The sequence below is a fragment of the Nocardia sp. NPDC055029 genome (assembly GCF_053608525.1).
In genome coordinates this window covers 82,100-106,164 of record NZ_JBSGVQ010000021.1, presented here as the reverse complement: position 1 = coordinate 106,164, position 24,065 = coordinate 82,100, and the positions used below count along the sequence as shown (strand labels likewise).

At 68.2% G+C, this 24,065-nt stretch carries 25 protein-coding genes; 8 read left to right on the top strand and 17 right to left on the bottom strand.

Going from position 1 to position 24,065, the window contains the following annotated elements:
- Window positions 1–18: 18 nt before the first annotated feature.
- Window positions 19–192, top strand: a complete 174-nt coding sequence (locus ACWF9G_RS19400; protein ID WP_452516853.1) for a CsbD family protein — start codon at window positions 19–21, stop codon at window positions 190–192.
- Window positions 193–222: 30 nt separating this feature from the next.
- Here ACWF9G_RS19400 and ACWF9G_RS19395 read toward each other — a convergent pair whose 3' ends face one another.
- From ACWF9G_RS19395 to ACWF9G_RS19380, 4 genes are all read right to left on the bottom strand, one after another.
- Window positions 223–891 carry a PAS and ANTAR domain-containing protein gene (locus ACWF9G_RS19395; RefSeq protein ID WP_452516851.1) on the bottom strand — a complete coding sequence of 223 codons (669 nt, stop codon included), beginning with the start codon at window positions 889–891 and terminating at the stop codon, window positions 223–225.
- A gap of 142 nt (window positions 892–1,033) precedes the next feature.
- Window positions 1,034–1,882, bottom strand: coding sequence for an SDR family NAD(P)-dependent oxidoreductase (locus ACWF9G_RS19390; protein WP_452516850.1), 849 nt, complete (start codon window positions 1,880–1,882; stop codon window positions 1,034–1,036).
- 42 nt (window positions 1,883–1,924) lie between these two features.
- A complete protein-coding gene (locus ACWF9G_RS19385; protein ID WP_452516848.1) occupies window positions 1,925–3,112 on the bottom strand; it encodes a fatty acid desaturase family protein in 1,188 nt (395 codons plus the stop codon).
- A gap of 112 nt (window positions 3,113–3,224) precedes the next feature.
- A complete protein-coding gene (locus tag ACWF9G_RS19380) occupies window positions 3,225–3,917 on the bottom strand; it encodes a TetR/AcrR family transcriptional regulator C-terminal domain-containing protein (protein ID WP_379310148.1) in 693 nt (230 codons plus the stop codon).
- 143 nt (window positions 3,918–4,060) lie between these two features.
- Here ACWF9G_RS19380 and ACWF9G_RS19375 point away from each other — a divergent pair, with 143 nt between their 5' ends.
- A complete protein-coding gene (locus tag ACWF9G_RS19375; RefSeq protein WP_452516847.1) occupies window positions 4,061–4,984 on the top strand; it encodes a DUF5994 family protein in 924 nt (307 codons plus the stop codon).
- 99 nt (window positions 4,985–5,083) lie between these two features.
- On the opposite strand, the gene ACWF9G_RS19370 is transcribed toward ACWF9G_RS19375, so the two are convergent.
- From ACWF9G_RS19370 to ACWF9G_RS19360, 3 genes are all read right to left on the bottom strand, one after another.
- Window positions 5,084–5,680: an ABC transporter permease gene (locus tag ACWF9G_RS19370; protein WP_379310150.1), complete on the bottom strand. Its 597-nt coding sequence runs from the start codon at window positions 5,678–5,680 to the stop codon at window positions 5,084–5,086.
- Window positions 5,681–5,708: 28 nt separating this feature from the next.
- A complete protein-coding gene (locus tag ACWF9G_RS19365; RefSeq protein ID WP_452516846.1) occupies window positions 5,709–6,731 on the bottom strand; it encodes a medium chain dehydrogenase/reductase family protein in 1,023 nt (340 codons plus the stop codon).
- Window positions 6,732–6,804: 73 nt separating this feature from the next.
- Window positions 6,805–7,374, bottom strand: a complete 570-nt coding sequence (locus ACWF9G_RS19360; RefSeq protein WP_452516845.1) for a TetR/AcrR family transcriptional regulator — start codon at window positions 7,372–7,374, stop codon at window positions 6,805–6,807.
- Window positions 7,375–7,555: 181 nt separating this feature from the next.
- On the opposite strand from ACWF9G_RS19360, the gene ACWF9G_RS19355 reads away from it, so the two are divergent.
- Together ACWF9G_RS19355 and ACWF9G_RS19350 are read left to right on the top strand one after the other, a co-directional pair.
- Window positions 7,556–8,002, top strand: a complete 447-nt coding sequence (locus tag ACWF9G_RS19355; protein ID WP_452516844.1) for an MFS transporter — start codon at window positions 7,556–7,558, stop codon at window positions 8,000–8,002.
- A 54-nt stretch (window positions 8,003–8,056) separates the two neighbouring features.
- Window positions 8,057–8,368 carry an amphi-Trp domain-containing protein gene (locus tag ACWF9G_RS19350; protein WP_379310154.1) on the top strand — a complete coding sequence of 104 codons (312 nt, stop codon included), beginning with the start codon at window positions 8,057–8,059 and terminating at the stop codon, window positions 8,366–8,368.
- 40 nt (window positions 8,369–8,408) lie between these two features.
- Here the strand turns inward: ACWF9G_RS19350 and ACWF9G_RS19345 are convergent, their stop codons facing one another.
- Both ACWF9G_RS19345 and ACWF9G_RS19340 read right to left on the bottom strand, forming a co-directional pair.
- On the bottom strand, window positions 8,409–9,230 hold the full coding sequence (locus tag ACWF9G_RS19345; RefSeq protein WP_452516842.1) for a class II glutamine amidotransferase: 822 nt from the start codon (window positions 9,228–9,230) through the stop codon (window positions 8,409–8,411).
- Window positions 9,231–9,281: 51 nt separating this feature from the next.
- On the bottom strand, window positions 9,282–9,881 hold the full coding sequence (locus tag ACWF9G_RS19340) for a TetR/AcrR family transcriptional regulator (protein ID WP_379310156.1): 600 nt from the start codon (window positions 9,879–9,881) through the stop codon (window positions 9,282–9,284).
- 121 nt (window positions 9,882–10,002) lie between these two features.
- On the opposite strand from ACWF9G_RS19340, the gene ACWF9G_RS19335 reads away from it, so the two are divergent.
- Window positions 10,003–11,022 carry a crotonase/enoyl-CoA hydratase family protein gene (locus tag ACWF9G_RS19335; RefSeq protein ID WP_452516840.1) on the top strand — a complete coding sequence of 340 codons (1,020 nt, stop codon included), beginning with the start codon at window positions 10,003–10,005 and terminating at the stop codon, window positions 11,020–11,022.
- A 10-nt stretch (window positions 11,023–11,032) separates the two neighbouring features.
- Here the strand turns inward: ACWF9G_RS19335 and ACWF9G_RS19330 are convergent, their stop codons facing one another.
- The 8 genes from ACWF9G_RS19330 to ACWF9G_RS19295 form a co-directional block, all read right to left on the bottom strand.
- Window positions 11,033–12,127, bottom strand: a complete 1,095-nt coding sequence (locus tag ACWF9G_RS19330; protein WP_452516838.1) for an alkyl sulfatase dimerization domain-containing protein — start codon at window positions 12,125–12,127, stop codon at window positions 11,033–11,035.
- An 83-nt stretch (window positions 12,128–12,210) separates the two neighbouring features.
- Window positions 12,211–12,936: an MBL fold metallo-hydrolase gene (locus ACWF9G_RS19325; protein WP_452516836.1), complete on the bottom strand. Its 726-nt coding sequence runs from the start codon at window positions 12,934–12,936 to the stop codon at window positions 12,211–12,213.
- A gap of 95 nt (window positions 12,937–13,031) precedes the next feature.
- On the bottom strand, window positions 13,032–14,507 hold the full coding sequence (locus ACWF9G_RS19320; RefSeq protein WP_452516835.1) for a serine/threonine-protein kinase: 1,476 nt from the start codon (window positions 14,505–14,507) through the stop codon (window positions 13,032–13,034).
- Window positions 14,500–15,702 carry a DUF7373 family lipoprotein gene (locus tag ACWF9G_RS19315; protein ID WP_452516833.1) on the bottom strand — a complete coding sequence of 401 codons (1,203 nt, stop codon included), beginning with the start codon at window positions 15,700–15,702 and terminating at the stop codon, window positions 14,500–14,502. Before ACWF9G_RS19315 ends, ACWF9G_RS19320 begins: the two co-directional genes overlap by 8 nt.
- 13 nt (window positions 15,703–15,715) lie before the next feature.
- A complete protein-coding gene (locus ACWF9G_RS19310) occupies window positions 15,716–17,173 on the bottom strand; it encodes a serine/threonine-protein kinase (RefSeq protein ID WP_452516831.1) in 1,458 nt (485 codons plus the stop codon).
- The gene (locus tag ACWF9G_RS19305; RefSeq protein ID WP_452516830.1) at window positions 17,160–18,695 is read right to left on the bottom strand and encodes a serine/threonine-protein kinase; all 1,536 of its coding nucleotides are present in this window, start codon (window positions 18,693–18,695) and stop codon (window positions 17,160–17,162) included. Before ACWF9G_RS19305 ends, ACWF9G_RS19310 begins: the two co-directional genes overlap by 14 nt.
- 4 nt (window positions 18,696–18,699) lie before the next feature.
- Window positions 18,700–19,902, bottom strand: coding sequence for a DUF7373 family lipoprotein (locus ACWF9G_RS19300; RefSeq protein WP_452516829.1), 1,203 nt, complete (start codon window positions 19,900–19,902; stop codon window positions 18,700–18,702).
- Window positions 19,899–21,371: a serine/threonine-protein kinase gene (locus ACWF9G_RS19295; protein WP_452516828.1), complete on the bottom strand. Its 1,473-nt coding sequence runs from the start codon at window positions 21,369–21,371 to the stop codon at window positions 19,899–19,901. The genes ACWF9G_RS19300 and ACWF9G_RS19295 overlap by 4 nt, the downstream gene beginning before the upstream one ends.
- 225 nt (window positions 21,372–21,596) lie before the next feature.
- Between ACWF9G_RS19295 and ACWF9G_RS19290 the strand changes: the two genes are divergently transcribed.
- The 3 genes from ACWF9G_RS19290 to ACWF9G_RS19280 all read left to right on the top strand — a co-directional run bounded on the left by ACWF9G_RS19290 (window position 21,597) and on the right by ACWF9G_RS19280 (window position 24,058).
- On the top strand, window positions 21,597–22,436 hold the full coding sequence (locus ACWF9G_RS19290; RefSeq protein ID WP_452516826.1) for a DUF1206 domain-containing protein: 840 nt from the start codon (window positions 21,597–21,599) through the stop codon (window positions 22,434–22,436).
- Window positions 22,437–22,574: 138 nt separating this feature from the next.
- A complete protein-coding gene (locus ACWF9G_RS19285) occupies window positions 22,575–23,567 on the top strand; it encodes a fused (3R)-hydroxyacyl-ACP dehydratase subunits HadA/HadB (RefSeq protein ID WP_379310165.1) in 993 nt (330 codons plus the stop codon).
- 92 nt (window positions 23,568–23,659) lie between these two features.
- Window positions 23,660–24,058: a TOBE domain-containing protein gene (locus tag ACWF9G_RS19280; protein ID WP_379310170.1), complete on the top strand. Its 399-nt coding sequence runs from the start codon at window positions 23,660–23,662 to the stop codon at window positions 24,056–24,058.
- Window positions 24,059–24,065 lie beyond the last annotated feature (7 nt).

The following is a 24,065-nucleotide window of genomic DNA, read 5'->3' as shown; positions in this document are numbered from 1 at the left end:
GTCTGAAAGGAATGCCACATGGGTATCGCGGACAAGGCGAAGAACAAGGCCGAGGAGCTGGCAGGCAAGGCCAAGGAAGCCAAAGGCAAGGCCACCGACGACCGTGATCTGGAGAACGAAGGTCGCGGCGACCAGGTGAAGGGGAACCTGAAGGACGCGGGGGAGAAGGTCAAGGACGCCTTCCGCGACTGACCAGCCGACTCGAGCGGGCCATCGGCCGACTTACGGCCGGTGGCCCGCGGCTGTGCCGTCCTGCTCATGGACGGTGAGCAACAGATGATCGAAGCGGGCGCGGGTCGGCGCGTCGGCGCCGCCGAGCGCGGTCACCGCCGGCATCAGCGCCTCGCAGAGATCGCGCAGTTTGATGTTGGTCTCCTGCGAACGCCAGCGCAACACCCGGAAGGCCTGCTCGGCCGAGATGCCGTACACCGTCATCAACGCGCCCTTGGCCTGCTCGATCAGCGCGCGGGCCGCGACGATCTCCGGCACCGCCTCCTCGATGGTGTCGCGGCGTTCGTCGTCGACGGTGTCGGTGACATCGATGTAGAAGCCCTCGGTACCGGTCACCGCGCCGGTGGTATCACGCATCTGATCGCCGACGACCAGCACGTGGCGGACGGCGCCGGTGGTGTCGACGAGGCGATGGTGGCTGCTGAAGGGCAGTCCGGTGCTCACGACCTGGGCGAGCGTGTCGGCGACCTCGGCGCGGTCGTCGGGGTGCTTGTGCGCCAGCAGCAGTTCCGTCGTCGGTGTCACCGAGCCGGGGGCGTATCCGTGCAGCGCCGCGACCTCGTCGGACCACTCCCAGCGCTGCTCGGCCAGCCAGAACCGGAAACGTCCTGTTCGTTTCGACCCGGGAACGTCGGGTGTCAGCCTGGACTCGTCGCGCACCGCACTATCTTGCCCTGCCCGGTACCCGCTGTACACGGATCGTGCGTCACTCGGCGGAGTCGGGCAGCAGTTCCGCGATCAGCGGGCGAGGGCGAAGATCACCGCGATCAGTCCGGCCATGGCGACGACTTCGCCGACCAGGTCAGGAGATGTCGGGCCCTAGATCGCGCCTGATACGCGTGACCATGCCTTTCGCGAATTGCCTGCCGAGGGCCGGGGAGATTCGCTCCAGGTACCAGAGCATCTTTCCCCACTTGGGCACCACGATGATCGCCTCTCCGCGAAACACCCCATGCAGTGCGCGTTCGGCGAGTTTCTCCGGCGCCAGCGGCCGAAACCGCTCCCAATAGCCGAGGATCTTCTCCTCGCTGACGCCGTTCATGTTGATCCGGCCGTACTTGCCGCCGGTCAGAATCGGGGTCCGGATCACACCGGGGCACAGCACCGACACCTGCACGCCGTGCCGCTGCGCTTCGGTGCGCAACGTCATCGACAGGGCGACGACAGCATGCTTGGTGGCGCAATAACTGCCTTGTCCCGCCGTGGTGATGAGCCCGGCGATCGAGGCGGTATTCACGATGTGTCCCGAGCGCTGTTCGATCATGACCGGGTAGACAGCCTGGATGCCGTAGGCGACACCGCGCAGGTTGACGTCGATGACGTCGTTCCAGTCATCGACTGAGTAGGAGTCGATCTCACCGCCCACCCCGATACCCGCGTTGTTGAACAGGTAGTCGATCCGGCCCGACTGCCGCACGATGTCGTCGACGGCTTGCTGGAACGACGGGTAGCTGCGCACGTCCACCTCGATCGCGTGCGCCTTGCCGCCGCGGCTGCGCAGGCGGTGCGCCAGCTCCTCGGCGGCCTCCCGTTGGCGATCGGCGAGCCACACCTCGGCGCCCCCGTCTGCCAGCGCCTCGGCGAGCGCGGCTCCGATGCCGGAAGCACCTCCGGTCACCACTGCGATCTTCCCTGACGCGCTGGTCGCCATACAGCGGAATTGTATTCCGCCATTCCGCGCCGAGTCCACCATTCAGCCTCGGCGCAGCGCGGTGCGCAGGCCGCGCCGGATCGGTCCCGGCTCGGTGGGCGCCGTGGCGGCGAACTTGCGTTCGGAGGCCGTTTCCGGGGCGTCGTCGCTGGTCGCGAGGAGGAACGAGTCGGGGAGGGCGAGTTTGTTGATGGTGCGCAGGCTCAGCAGGTACTGCCGGGGCAGCGGGCCGGTGGTGTAGGGCAGGTCGTACTTGTCGCACAGTGCGCGCACCCGCACCGCGATCTCGGCGTAGCGGTTGCTGGGCAGGTCGGGGAACAGGTGATGTTCGATCTGATGCGAGAGATGGCCGCTGAGGAAGGCCATGACCGGCCCGGCGTCGAAGTTGGCGGTGCCGAGCATCTGGCGCAGATACCACTCGCCGCGGGTCTCGTGCTCGATCGCGGCGGGGGTGAATTTCTCTGCGCCGTCGGGGAAGTGGCCGCAGAAGATGACGACGTAGGCCCAGAGGTTGCGCAGCGCGTTGGCGGTGATGCCTGCGGTGAGGGTGCGGCGCCAGTGCCGTCTGCTGAGGAGGGGGAAGAAAAGATAGTCCTTGGCCGCCTGCCTGCCGATCTTGCGGACCAAGGCCCTGGTGTGCGCGGCCTTCTCGGCGTCGGTCGGCGCGCGGTCGCGCTCGGAGTACAGGCCGTGCAGGGCGATGCCCCACTCGAAAGTGGCTGCCAGGAGGAGGTTTTGGAGTGGTTGCAGGAGCAGGCGCGGGCGCCACTGCTGATCCCTGGTGACGCGCAGGACGCCGAATCCGACGTCGTCGTCCATGCCGACCACGTTCGTGAACATGTGATGGCGGTAGTTGTGCGAGTACCGCCATTGCGAAGACACCCCCGCCATGTCCCATTCCCAGGTGCGGGAATGGATTTCGGGATCGTTCATCCAATCCCATTGGCCGTGCGACACATTGTGCCCGATCTCCATGTTCTCGATGCTCTTGGCCGTGGCCAGCGCCGAGGTGCCCGCCAGCCAGCCCAGCCGCGACCCGGTACAGGCCAGCAGCACTCGCGCGCTCGCGTCGAGGATGCGCTGGAACGCGATCGTCCGCCGGATGTAGTCGGCGTCGTGCGTGCCGCGCCGGTCCTCGATGTCGCGGCGAATCGCATCGAGTTCCTCGCCGAGCGCGTCGACATCGGCTCTGCTCAGGTGCGCGTAGACCGCGACTTCGGTAATGGCCATGGGGGTCCTCGCCTGGTCGTAGCACCGATTCTACGGACTTCTACAGCGATCGTCTACAACGTAGACAAACGATATAGACGTCCACGGAACCTGCCGTGAGACGCGGTCGGGGTCAGAAGGCCGGGTCGGGGAGCGTCGCGGTGAGGCCGGTGAGCAGGATGTCGAGGCCGCGTTCGAGTTCGGCGGCGCCGTCGTAGGCGGCCAGCGTCGGGGCGAGCTCGCGCACCAGCGGGAACTCGGTGATCGGCAAGCGGTGCAGGCCGAGGCGCAGGACCTCGTCGGATTCCTCCGGCCGCTCCACCACTTCCTGGAGCTCGTTGAGCACGTGACCGTAGAGGAAACCGAACAGGGCGCGGTAGACGTGCAGTGCGTCGGCGCCGGTGAAACCGGCCCGGGTGAGCAGCTGCAGGATGTGCTCGAGCGGGCGGACCACCGCGACCGGGCGCATGCCGAGCGGCGTCGACAACGGCCGGGTCACCAGCAGTGGAACGACATTCGGGTGCGCGAGCGCCACCGCGCGGAACGAGCGGGCCACCGCGCGCAACTGTGCCGCCCAGTCGGGGTCGTCCGCGTCGACCACCAGCTGTTCGAACACCAGCTCGGCCACGCCGTCGAGCACGGCGGCCTTGTTCGGCAGGTGCCGGTAGATCACCATCGGGTCGCGCCCGACGGCCTCGGCCAGCCTGCGCATCGATAGCCCGTCGACGCCGTCGCGATCGACGATCATCAGCGCGGCGGACAGTACAGACTCCCTGGTCACCGTGCTGACGGGACGGCGGGCACCATCTGTCGAATCCTCGGCCATGGCGGCACCTCCGTCTGTTAGTTGTAGTTGTCAGTGTAGACCTACAACGTTGACAAGGGTGGGACATCGGCGTCTACTTGAGTGGTACAGGTCCCCGGAGCTGATACCGATTCCTCGGATCCCGGACGAAAGGACCGAACATCATGCGCATCCGCGAAGATCATCGATCCGGCCCTGCCGCGGCTCCCGCCCGCCATCAAGTACCGCCGCTGTACACGCCGCGGCTGCGGATGCGGGCACGCTCCTCGGCGGATCGATACATCGACGGCGCATGGTGGCCACGGTCGGACGACCTGGCCGCCGAACTGCCCGATCTGCTCGCGGTGCTGAGCGTGCGGCTCGGCCCGGTCTGGCGCGTCGTCTACGACCCGTCGTGCTGGGCGCAGGCGCCCGCCCGGATCACGGTCGCGGGGGAGACGGTCCGGCTCGACTCCTACCACTTCGAACTGTGGAACACGATGTATGTGTTCGGCCGCGACGCGAGCATGCTCGTGCTCCAGGTGATCCCCGCCGACACCGACGAACGTGTCGCCCACGAGGCCCTGATGGCCGCCGCATCCGATGCCGCCGAACCCGAGGCGACCCTGGAACCCCCGGAGCGTCCGCGCCACATCACCAACCACCAGGCCATGGGCGCGCCCGAACAGGACCGGCAGCCGTTCGGCATCCCGACCCGCACCCCGCGACTGCTGTTGCGCGCCCACGAAAGTCACGCCGAACTGTTCGACGGCGCCTGGTGGCCGCGGACGGCGAATCTCACCGCCGAACTCCACGACCTGATCAGCGCGCTCACACCCCGCCTCGGCCGGACCGCGCGAATCAGCTTCGACTGGAACGCGACCAGCCGCAACCAGCGCCGCATCGACCACCCCGACGACGTCGACCCGCAAGTCCCCGACGTCGACCAGCTCCCCGACACCATGCACCTCGTCGGCGTCGACGGCGTCCACCTCACCCTGCTGGTGATCGCGGCCGACACCCCACCCGACGTCGCCGACGCCCAGCTCCTGCACGCCGCAGGCCGGGTCGCCCACGACCCACCAGCACCGGCTGACCACGCGCCATGAGTGCTCGGCGCTGTCAGTCGGGCCGCCGCCCCGGCTGTGACCCGCTCGAGCGGTGACGCCCCGCCCGGCGGGACCGGGCGGGGCGGCGGTTTCCTTCGTTCAGGCGGCGATGGCGCGGCGGCGGGGTTCGAGTGCCGCGGCGACCAGGTAGCTGCCACCGCCGGCGATGGCCAGCACCCAGTAGGGGCTCGCGCCGTCGAGGAACAGCGCGGCCGAGGAGGTGAGGGCCAGCCAGGCGCCGAGGGCGTATTGCAGGACGTCGCGGTAGGCGGCCCCGCCTGCGAGGTAGAGCAGGCCGACGATGAGGCCGGAGCCGGTCGGCCACAGCAGCATCTTCAGATCGTCTTGTGCCAGTGCCGAACTCAGCGCGGTGATGACGAAGAACAGCGCGCCGAAACCGATCAGCCAGGACACGGCGAGCAGATTGCCGACCACCGCGTCCTTGCCGGTGACACCGCGCTGGGCCTTCATCGTCACGATGCTGGTGACGACCATCGCGATGGCCAGCCCGGCGATCAGCAGCACGCTCGGCACCGCGGCGGGCAATCGCAGGACGGGATCGTCGCCGTGGGACAGGGCATACGCGCCGTGACCGAGCAGCCACGCCATCCCGAAACTCAGGTAGGACGGACGGTTGTCGAGCAGAACGCGCAGCGCGGACGGACGGGTCTCGGTGGTGGAAACATGCTGGGACATAAGGGTTCTCCTGTGCGGTGGTGGTGAATCAGGGGACGATGACGACTTTGCCGACGACGGTGCTCGACTCGGCGAGTTCCATGGCGCGGGCCGCTTCGGCCAGCGGGACGCGGGCGGCGACCTGAGCGCGCAGGTCACCGCGCGCGGCGAGATCGAAGACCTGGCTCAGGTCCTCGGTGATACGGGCGCGGAAGCCCGCCCGGTTGCGCTTGCCCGCCCACAGATTGAAGAAATGCGCACTGCGCTTGTTGGGCAATACATTCCACAGCAGGATCCGGCCGAGCAGCTTCAGCACCGGCAGCCGCGAGTTGCCCGCGTCGTTCTTGGTGGCCGCTGTGCCGTAGGAGACCAGCGTGCCGTGCGGCGCGAGCAGCGCGAACGAATCGGTGATGCCGGGGCCGCCGACATGATCGAACACGGCGTCGACGCCGTCGGGGGCGATCGCCCGCACCTGCCGCGGCACATCGCCGCGATAGTCGACCCAGCTCGCGCCGAGCGCGCGCACGGCCTCGGCATTGCGCGCCGACGCTGTCCCGATGACGTGAATTCCGTTGGCGCGGGCCAGCTGGACGAGCGTCGAGCCGACCCCGCCGTTGGCGCCGTGCACCAGCACGGTCTGCCCCGGCCGCACCTTCGCGGTCCGGAACAGCATCTGCCAGGCCGTGATCCCGTTGACGACAAAGGTTTCCGCCTCGGCGGCATCGAGCGCCGCGGGCACCGTCACCAGGTCGGCAGCGTCGAGCACGGCATGGCTGGCCCAGCCGCCGATCTTGGTCAGCGCGGCGACCCGGGTGCCGATCAGCGCCGGTTCGACACCGGCCCCGACCGCGGTGACCGTGCCGACCAGGTCGTAGCCGGGCACGAAGGGAAAGGCGGGCTGGTCGTAGTACTTGCCGCGACGCATCTGCTGCTCGGCGAAGGAGACACCGCTCGCCTCGACCCGGACGAGTGCTCGCCCGGCGCCGGGCGCGGGCAGATCGCGCCGGGTGACCAGCAGCCCCTCGGGTTCGACGCGGCCGGGCAGGACGATTTCGGTGGCGATGGTGGACATGAGAACTCCTAGTGTGTGACTGGTCAATCACTCGATGGGTCGAAAAAATGCCCCGCGAGGGGGCAGTCAGGGGTCAGTGGGCGTGGGGGTGGCGGATGCCCGCGGTGACGATCTTGGCCCAGGGGCTGTCGTTGCCGTCCAGGCCGAGTGTGGTGATCAGGTGGCAGAGCTGCCCGAAGGCGATGAACCGCTGGACGTACTCGTCCGCGGCGCCCGAGCGCTGTTTGGCGAGGTCGGTCACCCTGGCCAGCCCGTCCCGCATCGCCGCGCCGATTTCCGGCACGTCCGCCACGGATTGCGCGTGGACCTGCAGCATCAGCAGGCTCTTGTCGCCGATGAGCTCGGCGTAGGCCCCGCCCATGTCGTAGAGGATCTGCTCGGGACTCTCGGCATTCGACCGCGCCGCACCCGCCGACATCGCCGCCTCGATCCGATCGAAGCACCGCTCGAGCGCCGCGACGAACAGCGCGACCTTGCCGGGAAACAGCTTGAACACGTACGCGGGCGAGATCTGAGCCGTCGCCGCCACCGTACTGATCGGCGTGCCGTGATAACCGGTCCTGGCGAACTCGACTATCGCGGCATCGACAACAGCATCGCGCCGCAGATCCGATCGGGAGAGGGTGACTCCGCTCTTGCTCATGTGAGTGACCGTACACTCACTCTTTCGGTGGTGTCAATCCCCGGTGGTGCGGAGCGGTTCACCCGTTCCGGGTGATGTCGGGACCAGCCCGCGAGTGGTTCGCTTGGCCTCGGAACTCCGTGCCCCGCCCAGGGAGGAATGTTTGTGAGCGCGTACCCGCCGATCGCTGAGCAGTGATCCGGTGTCGCGGACGAGCGGTCCCGACGTCAGGAGCGCCCCGCGCGGGGCGCTGATACCACTGGCGTTGGCGCAGTTCATCTGTAGCTTCGCGGGCTCGAACGACCTCGACACCACGGTGCAGGGCGTGCAGGTGGCGATCACGATCTTCCTGCTGGTGATGGCCGCGTTGATGATTCCCGGTGGCAAACTCACCGAGCGATACGGACGTCAACGCTGCTTTCTGGCCGGACTGCTGGTGTACGGCATCGGCGCACTGCTCAGCGCGGTGGCGCCGGGGCGGCTGTCGGGCCTGTCCCGCAGCGTGTCGAATCTCGGCTCCTCCCTCGGCACCGCGCTGACCGGCACCATTCTCGTCGCCGGTCTCACCGGCCACGCCTACGCCGCCGCGATGATCACCCTCGCAGGCATCGGGGGTCCTCGGCTTCATCGCCGCCACGCTCCTTCCTGATCGCACCATCACCGATCCCGTGTCATCCGGTACCGCCGAGAGTTAGGAGTCGTCATGCCGAAGTTGGAGATCAAGAGAAAGTCCGAACTCTCTCGAAAAGAGGTGTCCGAGCGGCTGATCGCGATAGGCAAGGCGCTGGCGAGCGGCTCGGAGGTGGAATTCGGCTCGGAGGGCGATTCGCTCGAGATCGTCGTCGCCGACCGGGTCAGCTGGGAATTCGAGATCGAGGTCGACGGTACCGAGACCGAAATCGAAATCGAGATCACATGGCGCGACGATCCGGTCGCTACACCGCCGGAACCGAAAGCCGCGGCTCCGGCCAAAACCACGCGTCGTACACGTGCTCGTAAACCGCCCGCCAAATAGTCGACGATCGGCGCCGTCGTGCTGAATCCTCGTGCTGGGCTCAGCCCGGTGAGATCGGCTCGAACGAACGGATCTCGTCGGCACCGGGGCCCACCACCCCCGCCGACGATTCCGGCATTTCGTTCCACGCGCCCGGCAGGTCGCGCAGCGGCTCCGAGACCACGAGTCGGGTCTCGGGGCCCAGCCTGCGCAGCACCTCGACCTCGGGGTGCAGTGCCCGCAACGCGGCCATCTCGGTCGAGAAGAACAGCGACCGCGATTGCCGCTCGCTGGAATAGCGGAAGACCAACAGGTATTCGCCGTCGGTTGTCGCGACCGTCATCTGCACCGGATGGTCGACTCCGTGCGCGTGCCCGACGTCCTCGACGAAACCGACCGCACGGGCGACAGCACCGAGGGGATCGTCGACGAGACCGAACGTCAAGGCCAGGTAGAACAGGGTTTCGGAGTCCGTCGAACCCTCGATGTCGGCGAAGAGCGCAGGTTCGACCGCCGCCAGCAGGTCGCGCCGGGTCTCGTGGAAGCCGCGCAGGGCACCGTTGTGCACCCACAACCACCGCCCGTGCCGGAACGGGTGACAGTTGCTGCGTTGCACCGCCGTCCCGGTCGAGGCTCGAACATGCGCGAGCAGCATCGGTGTGCGCACCTGACCCGCGATCTCCCGCAGGTTGAGATCGTTCCAGGCTGGTTCGATGCTCTTGTACACCGCGGGCTCGGCACCGAGGCCGTACCAGCCGAGACCGAAGCCGTCACCGTTGGTGGTGGTCGCGCCCAGACGTGAGTGCAGACTCTGGTCGATCAGGGAGTGTTCAGGGCGGAACAACAGATCCTCGGCGAGGATCGGCTCACCCGAGTACGCCATCCACCGGCACATGAATCCATTCAAGCAGAACGGAACCGCCGGCGATAGCTGTCAGATTGCCGCGTCGGCGAGCATTGTCCGGACGATGGCTGCCCACTCACGCAGGGTGGTACGGGCCGATTTCTCGGACGTGTGCAGGACCCGGCCTGCCACGGTGCCGCGCAGCACTGTGATGGTGAGATCGCGGATCACCGGGTAGCGCGGATGTGCCACCACTTCCGGGCCGAACAGTTCGTCGACGACGCGGACGAGGTCGCGGCCCGCGGCGCGTTCCGCGTGCTGGAGTGCGGCGGCCAGATCTGGGTCGGTGCGGGCGGCCGCCCACAGCTCCAGTTCGGCTTGGGCGGCCGGGCGGGTCATCGACTCGTAGAGAGCCGCCAGCGCCCGGTCGACCGGGTCGGCGTCCGCGTCGAACCGCGCCGCCGCGGCAAGGGCCGCCTGTTCGTTGCGCTGGACCAGGTTCTGCACCAGGGCTTTCGACAGTTCGGCGATGGTCGGGAAGTGGTGCAGCAGCGCGCCGCGGCTGAGTCCGGCCGCTTCCTGGACGGCGACGGTGGTCAGCGCGGAGTAGCCGCGCCGCACCAGCAGGTCGGTCGCCGCGTCGAGGATGCGGGCGCGGGTGGCCTGCTTCTGTTCTTCGCGCGTTGCCAACTCGGGCCCTTCTCGTCGTCGGCCGACGATTTCACAGTCACTATTGACTGTCAATGCTCCGACCCGCCATGCTTTCGACAGATTCTCCATCCCGGCACCTCGAATCCAGAAGGACCCCACCGTGTCGAACAGCAGCACGAACTCCGGCGGCCAGCCCGCGCCCTGGTACGAGAACTGGACCGAAGGCCCCGATTCGCCATGGCGGCATCGCCCTGATCCGGACTTCGAGCGCGAGTACGCCACGCTCACCTACGAGCGGGACGGGCGGATCGCCAGGATCACCTTCAACCGCCCGGACAAGGGCAACGCGATCACCCCGCACACCCCGCGGGATCTGGCGCACGCGGTGGAACGAGCCGACCTGGATCCGCGCGTGCACGTCATCGTGGTGTCCGGGCGCGGCAAAGGGTTCTGCGGCGGCTACGACCTCGATATATTCGCCGAGCAGGGCTTCGCGGGCGCGGACGGTCCGGACGAGGTCACCGGGACCGTCCTCGATCCGGTGGTCAACGCCGTCAACCACGATCCGCGGGGCATCTGGGACCCGATGATCGACTTCGCCATGATGAGCAGGTTCACCAAGGGATTCGCCAGCCTCCTGCACGCGAACAAGCCGACCGTGGCGAAACTGCACGGCTTCGCGATCGCGGGCGGCACCGACATCGCGCTGCACGCCGACCAGATCATCTGCGCCGACGACACCAAGATCGGCTACCCGCCCACCCGCGTCTGGGGCATCCCCGCCGCGGGCATGTGGGCGCACCGCCTCGGCGACCAGCGCGCCAAGCGCCTGCTGTTCACCGGCGACTGCATCAGCGGCAAGCAAGCCGCCGAATGGGGTCTCGCGGTCGAATCCTGGCCCGCCGACGAACTCGACGACCGCACCGAAGCCCTGGTACAGCGCATCGCCCGCATGCCGGTCAACCAGCTCATGATGGCCAAACTCGCGCTCAACTCGGCCCTGCACACCCAGGGCGTCGCCAACTCGGCCATGGTCAGCACCGTCTTCGACGGCATCTCCCGCCATACCCGCGAGGGCTACGCCTTCCAGACGCGCGCCGCCACAGCCGGTTTCCGCGAAGCGGTCCGCGAACGCGACGACCCGTACGGCGACCACAAGCGCGCCCAGTTCGAGCGCTGATCCGCGGCACTCAGGGCGTGACGATGGGGAAGGCCGGGTCGAATTCGTCGAGCAGAGTCCCGAACGTGTCGAGCATCGTGCGGTCGCCGTCGACGGTGATCTTGCCGCCATCGACCAGTCCCGCCGCGGTCTCGGGTTCGATCAGCACCGAGGTCAGGAAGGCCTTCGGGCCTCGCACCGTCAGCTGCGCGTCACCGGACTTGCCGCGCCGGGCATTGAGCACCCCGCGCCGGACCCACATCGTCCACTGTTCCCCGGCGTCGGTGAAGTCGAAGTCCATCCGCAGATCCACGCTCGCCGCCTTCTCGCCGATGATGTGCACCGAGACGAAGTCGAACAGGATCTCGATCGGCATGGCCAGGATGGAGTCCTGGCTGGCCGTCACATACGGCGGCGGCTGCGTGCCCTCGCGCAATTCCAGCGCCGCGGACAGGAAGATGCCACGCCACTGCGGCCCCTCGGCCTGGTAACCCATCTGCTCGTAGGCATCGGCCTGCAGGTCCTTGGCCCGCTGGTTGTCCGGCTGGGCGAACACCAGCTTGTGCAGGATCTCGGCCGCCCACCGGTAGTCGGCGGCGTCGATCGCGCGCTGCCCCTCGGCGAGAATATTGTCGGCGCCCGCGAACTCGACGAATCGTTTGGCGGCCTCGACCGGCGGGTGCGGATGCAGCGAGACCGGATCGCCGTCCCACATGCCCAATTCCTTGGTGTACACCGCGCGCACATCGTGGTGCAGGGTGCCGTGGTACCCGCGGTTGGCCCAGTTGCGCCCGAGTTCCTCCGGGAGCTCGATCACCTCCGCCGCTTCCAGCGGTGTGTAGCCCTTGTTGGCCAGGCGCAGCGCCTGGTCGTGGATGTATTTGTAGGTGTCACGCTGGGATTCGAGGAACGCGGTGACCTTGTCGTTGCCCCACACCGGCCAGGTGTGCGGCCCGTAGTGCACCTCGGCCTCGTCGCCCCAGCGTTCCAGGGTCTCGTCGAGATAGCGGGCGAAATTGCGGGCGTCGCGGGTGCGGGCGCCGCGCAGGGTCTGGATGTTGTGCAGGCTGTGGTTGGCGTTCTCCGCACAGGTCAGGGCCTCGAGCTGCGGTATCCAGATGTGCATCTCCTCGGGCGCCTCGGTGTCGGGGGCGTAGAGGAACTCGAATTCGATGCCGGCGATCTCGCGCCGCGTCCCGGTTTCGGTGATCAGATCCGTCGGCGAGATATAGGAAATCTCCGGCCCCTGGGAGGTGGCGATACCGATGCCGCAGGTGACGAACCCCGCGGGCCGGGCGGCAGCATCGAACCGAATGCGTAGGAACTGCGGCGCGCCATGGCATTTCCGGCGACCACGTTCTCGCCGATGGCGAACTTGTCGAACTGGTGTCCCGGCGCGATGATCGGCACCTTGCCCGAGGCCACGTCCTCGGCCGACACCACGCCCTTCACACCGCCGTAGTGATCGATATGGGTGTGGGTGTAGATCACGGCTTTGACCGGCTTGTCGGTGACGTGCTCGCGAATGAGCGCCATAGCCTGTTTCGCGGACTCGACGCCCGCCATGCAGTCGATGACGATGATGCCGTCGTCGCCCTCGACCACGGTCAGGTTCGCGATGTCGTTGTTCCGTGCCTGGTAGACGCCCTTGGTCACCTCGAACAGGCCACCGATGCTGATCAGCTGCGACTGCCGCCACAGACTCGGGTTCACCGTGTCCGGAGTCGGCGGGTCGTTGCGCAGGTAGTCGAATTCGGCCGGGTCGAAGACCACCTTCGCGCTGTCCGCGCCGGAATACACCGGGCCGGGCAGCGGCGCGATCAGTCCGCGCTGCGCATCGGTGAAATCGGCCCTGTTGTCCAGGTCGTAGCGCTGGGTAGCCGCGCGATTGGTCTCCGCCGTCGCAGCGGTGGCGGGCTTCGCCGATCGGCACATGGGCGCTCCTGTCGGGGGATTGGCGGCCTTTCCCCGATCGTGGCCCGGCAGGAGCGGCCCCACATCACCCGTCCCGGATGAACTCCGGGATCGATTCACACCGGCGCGTTGCGCCACCAGCGCTCGTAGAGGTCCTGGCCCGAGGTGCCGCCTGCGACGCCCATCGCGCAGTTCTTCCGGGTCGGGTCGTCGAAGCGGAGCAGTAGCTCACCCGTCGGGCCTGCCACGTCGGTCTTGTCGTTCCAGGTGATGTGGCCCTGACCCGTCGGTCGGGTCCAGTTCTCTTCGCCGATGAATGTCGCATCCGGTGCGGGGTCGAATTCGTCGGCGGGTTTGCCGATTCCGCACCGCACCACGATGCGGAACACCGGATCGCGATTGCCGTTGCACGCCAACGCGTTCATCGAATCCCGCGTCTGCCGCACGTCGATGGGCCGGTCGCCGTCGACCGCGACGCAGCGCAGGCCCTGGTATCCGCTGTCCGCCTGCGTTGCCGGGAGCAGTTGCGGGAACGCCTTGACCACCCATTCGTGGGCCGCCCAGGAGTTCGGCTCGGCCTGCGCGAGCGGTGTGCTGGACGGAGCGTTCGACGACGTCGCCGAATCCCGTGTCACCACAAAGGCACTCGCGATCGCCACCGCGGCCACCAGGGCGAGTGCCCCGACCCAGAGACCGGCTTTGCCCCGCCGTCCCGGTCGTTGCGCGGTCGAACCGGGATTCTGGCCGACCCCGAGCGCGGTCGCCGCCGCGATGGCGAGCGCACCGCAGCTCGGGTAGCGCTGCGCCGGATCCTTGGCGAGCGCACGGGCGATCACCGCATCGATCCCGCCGGGCAACTCGGGGACGGTGGCTCTCGGTCGCGGCGGCGGATCCTGCAGATGCGCCATGATCACCGCGTCCATCGTCGCGCGCGGGAACGGTTTCGTGCCGGTCAGCAGTTCGTGGAGGGTGCAACCCAGCGAGTAGACATCGGCGCGATGATCGATCGCCCCGCCGGTCAGCTGTTCCGGCGCCGCGTAGGCGACGGTCGCCAGGATCGATCCAGCCTGGGTCAGCGCCGTGGTCGCGGCCACCGCCTTGGCGATGCCGAAATCGGTGAGTGCGACGCGGTCCTGTTGTCCTGGTATCGATTCGACGAGGATGTTGGCCGGTTTGACGTCGCGGTGCAGCATCCCCGCCCGGTGCGCGTGATCGAGCCCGCGCCCGACGGCGGCGACGATGTGCGCCACCCGATCCGGGGGCAGCGCCGCGCGGTCGCGGATCAGGGTGGCGGCATCGGGCCCGTCCATGAACCGCATCGCGATCCAGAGCCTGCCGTCCTCGACGCCGCGGTCGTAGACGCCGATGATGTTCGGATGATCCAGCCGGGCGGCGAGTTCGGCCTCGCGGATGAACCGCGCCCTGAACTCGGGATCGGCACTGTATTCCGCCGACAGCACTTTCACCGCGTCCAGCCGCGGCAACCGGGGATGCGCCGCCACATAGACCGTGCCCATACCGCCACTGCCCAGCACCCGCTCGATGCGATACCCCGCGAAAATGGTGCCCGGCAGCAACTTCCGGCTATCCACTGTGCACCAGTAGCGCGTATTGGGCCGAGATCAGCTGATGGACCTCCGTCGGATTCCGGCCGACGAGGGCAGCGGTGTACCGGCCGTACAGGACATGGCAGCGCGCCTGGGCGGGCCACTGCGGTTGCTGATCGAGGTTGTAGCAGTACACATCCGGCACTCCGGCGGGTGTGTCGAGCTGCCTGGACTGGTCGGCCGCGCGCATCTCCTCGGTGAACACCCGGCGCGCGCTGACCGCGTCCGGAAACCGTTCGAGCAGATTGTGGTGGTTCATGGCGACGAGTTCGATCGGTTCCTTGAAACCGAGATGCTTCATCAGCCGGGTGGCACGCGGGCCGAACACCACCCCGCTGATGCGCAGCGTGGACGACCAGCCCGCGTTGGCGTCGATGTCGGTGGCGATCACCGTCGGATACGACCAGTGCCCCGGCCCGTAGGGCAGCAGCCGCGACAGCATGCCCTCCCGATCCAGGGGCAGTTCGGCGAACCGGTCCGGCGCGGTCGCCGGAAAGTCACGCAGTCTGGGCAGCTGGACGTCGAATGTCTTGCGCACGAGCCCGGTCAGCACGGCCTGATCCGGAGTGGTGTGCGCGGCGAGCACGCTGACGACGAAGGACCCCTGCGCGATCGTCGCGGCCATGGTCGGCACCGCGGGACGCCAGTGCACGAACGCCGCGGGATACTCCGCGATCCGGACCGCCACATTGTCCGGGCTGATCGCGGCATCGGTGGCGTTCATCTGCCGCGCGGCCAGCTGTGCCCGCATCTCGTCGGGGAAACGCAGCAGCAGCACCGTGAGCAGGCGTCCCGCGCCGATGGCCGGCGACTTGCCACGGAAGTCGACGTCGCTGCCGCTGACCGCGAATCCGGCCAGCATGCCTTGTGATTCGAGCACGTCACGGACGGGCTCGGCCAGAATTCCGGCCGCTTTCAGCGGGGTCGGCAACGGCGCGGTCCGGTTCGCGACATCCTTGGTCAACGACGGATCCACCTCGACCGGATCGAGCGCGGCTTCGCCCATCCGCACCGATTCCAGCACCCGCCCGTCCTTCTCGGTCCCGGCACGCGACGGTGTCAGCGGGTCGACGCTGTTGGCTCCGACGTCGAGCACCGCCAGGTCCAGGCGTCGCGGAGCCGGCTCGCCGGGCCGCACGCATCCGCACAGCACGATGAGGGCCGCGGCAAGTACCGCCACGGCTCGAAGGCTGTCATAGCGGCGCATCCGGCCACCACCGTTCTCTGAGGACGGAGCCGGAGATGTCGCCGCTGACGCGAAGGCGGCAGAAATTGCGATCCGGTCCGTCGAACATCACGTCGAGTCGGCCGGTGGTCGCGCCGTCGCTCGTGGTGACCGTTCCCCACCGCACCCGCCCGGTGGAAGCGCCGCGCGTCCACAACTCTTCCCCCTCCAGCTGGACGATCGGCGTCCACTCGGCGATCGGGGTCCGGTCCCAGTTGCAGACGACGGAGAGCACGTCGACCGGGTCGCGGTCGCCGAGACAGCTCACCCCACCGACCTCGACCGGCTGATCGAAGGAGATGAAGTTCTTGTTCTCGTCGGCGTACAGGCAGGTGTTGAGTTCCTGGTAACCGACGGCGCCGGGCGCGACCGGCAGCAGGTTCGGGAAGGTCTCGGCAACGAGGGCGGCCGCACCCCAGGCCGACGAATTCGTGGTCACCCTGGTGGGGGCGCTCTCGGCCGACTCCGCCGAATCGCCGCGCCCGATGCCGACCGCCAGCGAAACACCTACCGCGACAACCGCGATCGCCGCACCGGCCAGAATTCCGCGACGGCGCACCGAACCGGTCTCGGTTCCGCCGCCGATCCCGGCCGGCAACGCCGCGTGCGCGGCCGCGGCCAGCGCACCGCAGCTCTGATAGCGGTCCGCGGGATCCTTGGCCAGCGCCGTGGCGAGGACCGAGTCCAATCCCGCTGGTACCCGGCGGTTTTCGACAGACGCCAGGGGCGGCTCGGCGTAGAGGTGCGCGTACATCACCGCCGCCGGGCTGTCGCGCGGATACGGCACCGTCCCGGTGAGCAGCTGATACAGCGTGCAACCGAGCGAGTACACATCGGCCCGATGATCGACCGCGTCGCCGCTGATCAGCTCGGGCGCCGCATAGGCCAGCGTCGCGGAGAATCCCGTGCCCTCGGACAGGGTGCCCGCACCGTCCGCGGTGCGCGCGATACCGAAGTCGGTGACCAGCACCCGATCCGGTTGCCCCGGTTCTTCGGCGAGCAGCAGATTCGCGGGCTTCACGTCACGATGCTGCAAGCCGACCCGATGGATCTCGTCGAGCCCGTTGGCGGCCTCGGTCAGGATCCGCAGCGCGCGCTCGACCGGGACCGCCGCGTCGCGCCGGATCAGTTCGGCGACATCGCCACCGTCGACGTACTGCATCGCGATCCACAGGCGGCCGTCGTGCTCACCCCGGTCACGCACCGCGACCACATTCGGATGCTGCAGCCGCACCGCGACTTCGGCCTCGCGCAGGAACCGCGCCCGGAACTCCGCGTCACCGGCGTGCCGGTCGGACAGGATCTTCAGCGCGTCGTGCCGCGGCAGGCGGGGATGCCGCGCCAGATACACCTCACCCATGCCGCCCGCGCCGAGCCGGCGCTCGATGCGGTACCCGGCGAAATCCATGCCGTCAGAAGGGTGCATCAGGCCACCACCGGTCATACAGTTCCTGCCCCGTGCCCGCACCGACCACGACGACCATGCAGAAGTTGCGTGTCGGCTCGTCGAAAGACAGTCCGAGGACGCCGCGCTGCCCCATGGACGCCGTCATGGTCGACCATTTCACGCGGCCGCGCCCGGACGCGCGTTCCCAGCGCTGATCGCCGAGGACGACGACCCCTTCCTCGTCCACCAGGTGATAGGTGCTGCGGTTCGCCGAACACTGCACGTCCACATCCCGGATCGGGTTCTGGTTGCCGGTGCACCGGATGTGCGCGACATGATCCGGGGCCCGGTCGAGGTCGGCGGCCTCGCCGGTGCCGTCGACGATGGCGGCGCACCGGATGCCCTGATGCCCGGTCCGGGTGGGCGTCGCGGGGAGCAGCTGTGGCAACGCGTCGACAACGAAGGCGTATCTGCCCCAGGTCAATCCGGCCCGGCCGGTCGGCGCAGGAGGACTTGCCGTGGAATCGCTCGAATCGCGGGTGGCCACTACGACACCCGCGATCGCCACCACCAGGGTGACGGCCACCGCGGCGGCGACGGTGTACCACCGTGCGCGGCGTGCCGGCTTCGGCGCCGGTACACGGACTGTGGTCCGCGGCGGCTCGGCCGGTGCGGGAATGTCGGCCGCCCGGACCGCGAAAGCCGTCTGATCCACCGGTTGTCCGAAGGCGCTCGCTGTCGCCGCCGCCAATGCCCCGCAGGACGAATAGCGCTCGTCCGGGTTCTTCGCCATGGCGCGCGCGATCACCGCATCGATGGCGGGTGGCAGATCCGGCCGCAGCGCGCCTGCGCTCGGTGGTGGCTCCAGCAGATGCGCCTGCATGACCGCGACCACCGAATCGCGGGGGAACGGTTTGGCGCCGGTGAGCAGTTCGAACAGCGTGCAGCCGAGGGCGTAGACGTCGGCGCGGTGATCCACCTGCCGGTCGGCCAGCATTTCCGGCGCGGCATAGGCGAGCGTCGCCACGACGGTCCCCACCTCGGTGAGCGCGGTCCCGTCGCCCGCCGCCCTGGCGATCCCGAAATCGGCGACCAGTACGCGATCAGGCATGTCGTCGAGCTGTTCGATCAGGATGTTCGCCGGTTTGACGTCCCGGTGCAGCATGCCGGATCGGTGCGCCTCGTCCAGGCCACGCGCCGTCTCGGTGACGATGTGCACCGCGCGCTGCGGCGGCAACGCGCCGTCGCGGCGGAGCAGACCGGCCGCGTCGACACCGTTCACGAACTCCATCGCGATCCAGAGCTGACCGTGCTCGACACCGCGGTCGTGTACCGCGACGATGTTCGGATGATCCAGCCGGGCGGCCAGTTCCGCCTCGCGCAGGAAACGGGCCCGGAATTCGTCGGCGGCGCCGGAGTTCTCGGGCAGGACCTTCACCGCGTCCCGGCGCGGCAGGCGCGGATGCCGGGCGACATACACCGTGCCCATACCGCCGCGTCCGAGCACCCGCTCGATCTCGTATCCTGCGAAAAAGGTTCCGGTGGTGAGTGTTTCGACCATTCATCTACTCGCTGTTCACCAGCAGCGCGTACTGCGCCGCAGCTCGTTGCTGCACATCCCGGTAGTCCCGGCTGAAAACCAGTGCGACATAACGTCCGTGCCTGAGCAGGCAGCCGAACTGGTTCATCGACGCGGTGGACTTCAGCGACTCCGTGCAACGGACGTCGACGAGACCGGTCGGTGCCGCGACGTCCACCCGACCCTCGGCGGTGGTGAGACGTGCGAAGAACTTGGTCGCCGTCGCCGCGTCGGCGAAGCGCATGAGCCGGTCGAAACGATTGAGGCCGAGCAGTTCGATCCGCTCTGCGGAGGGCCCGTTGAAGCGTTCGGTCCCGCGCGGCCCGTACACGAGGCCGCGAGCCTGCACCAGGCTGTTCCAGCCCGCGTTCTCGCCGAAGTCGCCCAGAATCACCACCGGGAACGGCCAGCGCCCCGGCGCTTCCGGGACCATCCGGCCCAGCATGCCGTCGCGATCCAGCGCCAGGTCGGCGAATTTCTCGGGCTGGGTCACCGCGAAATCGCGGAGCAATGGCAGCTGTACGTCGAAAGTCTTGCGCGCCATCGAGACCAGGGCGTCGTGATCGGGGGAGATGTGTCCGGCGAGCACGCTCACCACGAACGAATCCCGCGCCACCGTGGCCGCGATGGTCGGTTCCGTCGGACGCCAATGACCGCGTGCGGTCGGGTGTTCGGGAATCGTGACGGCGACATTGCCTGCGGCCAGGGCGGCGTCGACGGAGTCGATCTCCATGGCTGCCCGCTGTGCCGCGGCGGAATCCGGGAATCGCAACAGGATGACCTGGAGCAGCCTGCCGCCACCGATCGCGACCTGGCCCGGTGTATCGGTGGAGCCCACGCTGAAACCGGCGAGCATGCCGTGCCGTTCGAGGACGGCGCGGACCGGATTGGCCAGCAGCGCAGCCGCTTTCGCTGCGGTCGGCAGGGGGACAGCCCGGGAGGTGAGCCCGTATCGCAGGGCCGGATCCACGTCGGCGGGATTGGCCATGACCTCCGCCATCCGCACCGACTCGAGGACCCGGCCGTGATAGTCGCTGCCGTGCGCGGGCGCGAGCAGCGGCGTGCGGCTGTACGGGCCGACATCGAGTGCGGCGGGGTCGGGCACGGGAGCCGGATCGCCCGCCACCGTGCAGCCCGAGGTCACCGCCAGCACCACACCCAGCGCCAGGAGCATGCGCACGAGCTTCACAACGGGGCCTCCGTCCACCAGCGTGCCCGCAGATCCGCGCCCGACGGCGCCCCGGTGACGACGATGTAGCAGAAATCGTGTCCCGGATCGTCGAAGTACAGCCGCAGGTACCCGACTTCCGCGGACATATAGCCGAGGTAGGTTCCCCAGTGCAGCGTGCCCGCGCCAGAAGGGCGAGTCCACTGCTCGTCGCCCTCGGCACGATCGAAGGTGACCGGCGGGGCGATCGGGGAACGGTCCGCGTTGCACACCACTTCGACCGTCTGGACGGGTTCCCGATTGCCGTTGCAGACGACCCGTCCGGTCGGGACGAGGACATCGACCGAGACGTCCCGCATGTTCTCGTCGATCGGCCGGCAACCCCAGATCTCCTGGTAGCCGGTGCCGAACTGCGAGGCGGGCAGCAGCGTGGGAAAAGCCTGCGCGAGATAGGTATACGCGCCCCACGACACCGCGTCCACGTTGGTCTGCGGGCCGAGCGTGGTCGCGTTCGGCGAGGATCCGGAACCGTCGCGGCCCAAGCCGACCGCCGCCGTCGTCGCCGCGATCAGCGCGACAGCCAGCGCGGATCCGATCAACAGCCGACGCCGCCGGGTAGCCGGGCGCGGCAGCCGCGGCGCCGCCCCGAGCCGGACCGTCGACTGCGCCGCCGCGTGTACCGCGGCAGCCAGCGCGCCGCAGCTCGCAAACCGGTCGGCGGGATTCTTGGCGAGCGCGGTGGCGATCACCTCGTCGAATCCCGGTGGCGCACCCGCGCTTTCCGGTGGGGGAGGGGGCTCGTTCAGGTGCGCGTACATCACCGCGGCCGGGGTGTCGCGGGCGAACGGCACCGACCCCGTCAGCAGCTCGTACAGCACACAGCCGAGCGCGTACACGTCGGTCCGGTGATCCACCGGCCCACCGCTGATCTGCTCCGGCGCGGCGTAGGCCGGCGTCGCGCTGAGCCCGCCACCGGTCGACATCGTGGGTTCGTCGGTGGGCCTGGCGATGCCGAAATCGGTGACCAGCACCCGGTCCTGGCGGCCGTCCTGCTCGGCGACCAGGATGTTGGCCGGCTTCACATCCCGGTGCAGCAGGCCCTTACGGTGCAGCGTGTCCAGGCCTTTGGCGACCTCGGTGACGATCCTGACCACCCGGTCCAGCGGCAGCGCCGCGGGTCCGCGCCGGATCAGCTGCGCGAGGTCGACGCCGTCGACATACTGCATCGCGATCCACAACCGGCCGTCGTGCTGGCCGCGGTCGCGCACCGCGACCAGATTGGGATGGTGCAGCCGCGCCGCGATCGTGGCCTCGCGCAGGAAGCGCGCGCGGAAGACCGGATCGCCGGTGTGCCCGTCGGCCAGGATCTTCAGCGCGTCCTTGCGGGGCAGTCGTGGATGCTGGGCGAGAAACACCGTGCCCATGCCACCCATACCGAGGCGTCGTTCTATCCGATACCCGGCGAAATCCATGCCATCAGTGACAGTCAACCGCACTGCCTTCCCCGACCGAACAGCACCGGGACCCTTCCGGCGCGTGCCGGCCGTCCTCCGCGAGGTCATGCGATGAGGCGCAACCGTTTCGGATCGGAGCAGCCGACGGGGGCGACTATAACCCTTCCACGCCTCTCTATAGCGTAGGTATACATCGTTGACACCGCGGGGATCGCGGCGAAGACTTGGTGGCACACCGAGGCCTGCGGAAGAAGTTCCACCATGCCGGACAATACCGTCTCCGGACAGTCCTACGACAACGCGTCCACGGCCGTCACCCGGGTGGCTCAGAACAGTGTCTTCGAACGATTCGCCCGCGCGGGCTTCGTCATGAGCGGCATCGTGCACCTGCTCATCGGTTATATCGCCATCCGGATCGCGCTCGGCGGCGCAGGGGGAACCACCGACCAATCCGGGGCCATGGCGGAGCTGGCAGCCAAGCCAGGTGGTGTCTTCGCGCTCTGGGTGGGTGTTGTCGCGTTCTCGCTGATGGCGCTGTGGCGATTCGCCGAAGCGGCCCTGGGCAGCTCGTCCGAACCCGAGGCCGACAGCAAGAAATCCGAAGCCTTCAACCGGGTCAAGGCATTCTCCCTGGCCGTCGTCTATCTGGCCTTCGCATTCTCCGCCTTCGGATTCGCCCGGGGCGGTGGTTCGTCCAGCAGCGAGCAGAGCACGGGGATCACCGCTCGCATGATGCAATCCACGGCGGGCACGATCGCCCTCGTCGCCGCCGGGCTGACCATCATCGCGATCGGCGGCTATCACGTCTACAAGGGCGCGACGCAGAGCTTCCTCGACGACCTGAAAGGCCCGACCAGCGACCTTGTCCGCCGGCTGGGCACGGTCGGCTACATCGCGAAAGGGCTGGCCATCGCCGCCATCGGACTGTTGGTGATCGTCGCGGTCAGCCGATCCGAACCCGGGGAAGCCACCGGTCTCGACGGCGCGTTCAAAACCCTCGGGGCGCAACCCTTCGGAGCGGCGCTGCTGATCGCGGCGGGTCTGGGGATCATCACCTATGGCTTCTACAGTTTCGCCATGGCGCGCTACATCAAGATGTAGTCGTCACGGTGGTCGACACTCCGAACCCGAGTGCCGCGGTCGAAAGACCCACGGCTACTAGTCTTTCTGTCCATGGGGTCGACCAGCGGAAAGGCCGTGAATGCACCGGGCGCGAATTCCGCGGAGCGGTTATCGAACATGGTGGGGTGCAGCTATCGCGCCGAGGACGTCTACGTGGTGGGGCGGGAGAAGATCCGCGAGTTCGCGCGCGCTGTCCAGGACACGCACCCGGTGCACTGGTCGGAATCCGCGGGCGTGGAGTACGGCTACGGCGGGCTGATCGCACCGCTGACGTTCTTCTCCATTCCGGCCTTCCGGGCTCAGCTCGCGATGTTCGACGCTGTCGCCGGTGGCTACGACCTGAGCCAGATCATGCAAACCGATCAGGTGATCAACTACTACAAGCCGGTTCGTCCCGGTGACATCTTGTCCTTCGACGTCGGCCTCGAGTCGTTCCGCCAAGCCTTCGGCGGCGAACTCTTCGAGTTCAAGACGGTGATCACCGACCAGCACGGCAAGACGGCGATCATCTCGCGGACGAGTTTCGTCGGTCGATCCGCGGCCGCCGCGAGCGCGACTCCGTTCGGCGACAAGCTGGTGACGCAGGGTTTTCGCGACATCCGGTCGGCGACCGGCCTGGCGCTACGAGCATCCGATGAATCGCGCCCGGAGACCCTGCCGCAAGTCGAGCCAGGCGCGGGCAGCCACGCGCTCGCCTTCGAGACCATCTCGGTGGGCGACCAACTCCCATCGCGGCTCATCTCACTCACCCCCGGCGACCTGGTCAACTACGCCGGCGTGGCCGGGGACCCGAACCCCATCCACTGGCACGCCGAAGCGGCACACGCGGTGAACCTGGAAGCACCGGTCGCGCACGGCATGCTGACGATCGGCCTCGGCGCGGGATACCTCACCTCGTGGCTCGGTGATCCCGGTGCCGTCATCGAATGCGCGGTCAGGTTCACCAGCCCGGTCTACGTCACGAGCGCGGGCGCGTCCATCGAGTTCTCGGGAACAGTGAAGTCTGTCGATCCGCAACTCCGGACAGCCGTCCTGGCCATCACCGCCAAGTGCGAGGGACGCAGGATCTTCGGCCGCGCGACGGCCACAGTCCGCCTGCCCGCGGCGTGACGACCTCGCCAGGTACACAGACCGGGTTCATTTCGCATCCCCGGGACGAACCTGGCTCGCGTCCCGCATGTGCTCCGAATATGCTGTACTTCGTGTCGAATCTGCGGATCAGTGAAGTAGCTGCCTTGATGGGTGTCAGTGATGACACGGTGCGCCGGTATATCGACCAGGGCCGGCTCACGGCGATTCAGCTCGACAGCGGCCGCAAGGGTGTGGACGGGCGGGAGCTGGCGGAGTTTCTGCGGGAGGGCGCGGAGGCGCCCGATCCGGGAACCACCGTCGCGAGCTCGGCGCGGAACCGGATGCGCGGGATCGTCACGCGGATCGTGAAGGACACCGTGATGGCTCAGGTCGAGATGCAGGCCGGGCCGTTCCGCCTGGTGTCGCTGATGAGTCGCGATTCGGTCGACGAGCTCGGTCTCGAGGTCGGCAGTGTCGCGGTGGCCTCGGTCAAGTCGACTCATGTTGTTGTGGATATCCCGGAGATCTGATGAGGTT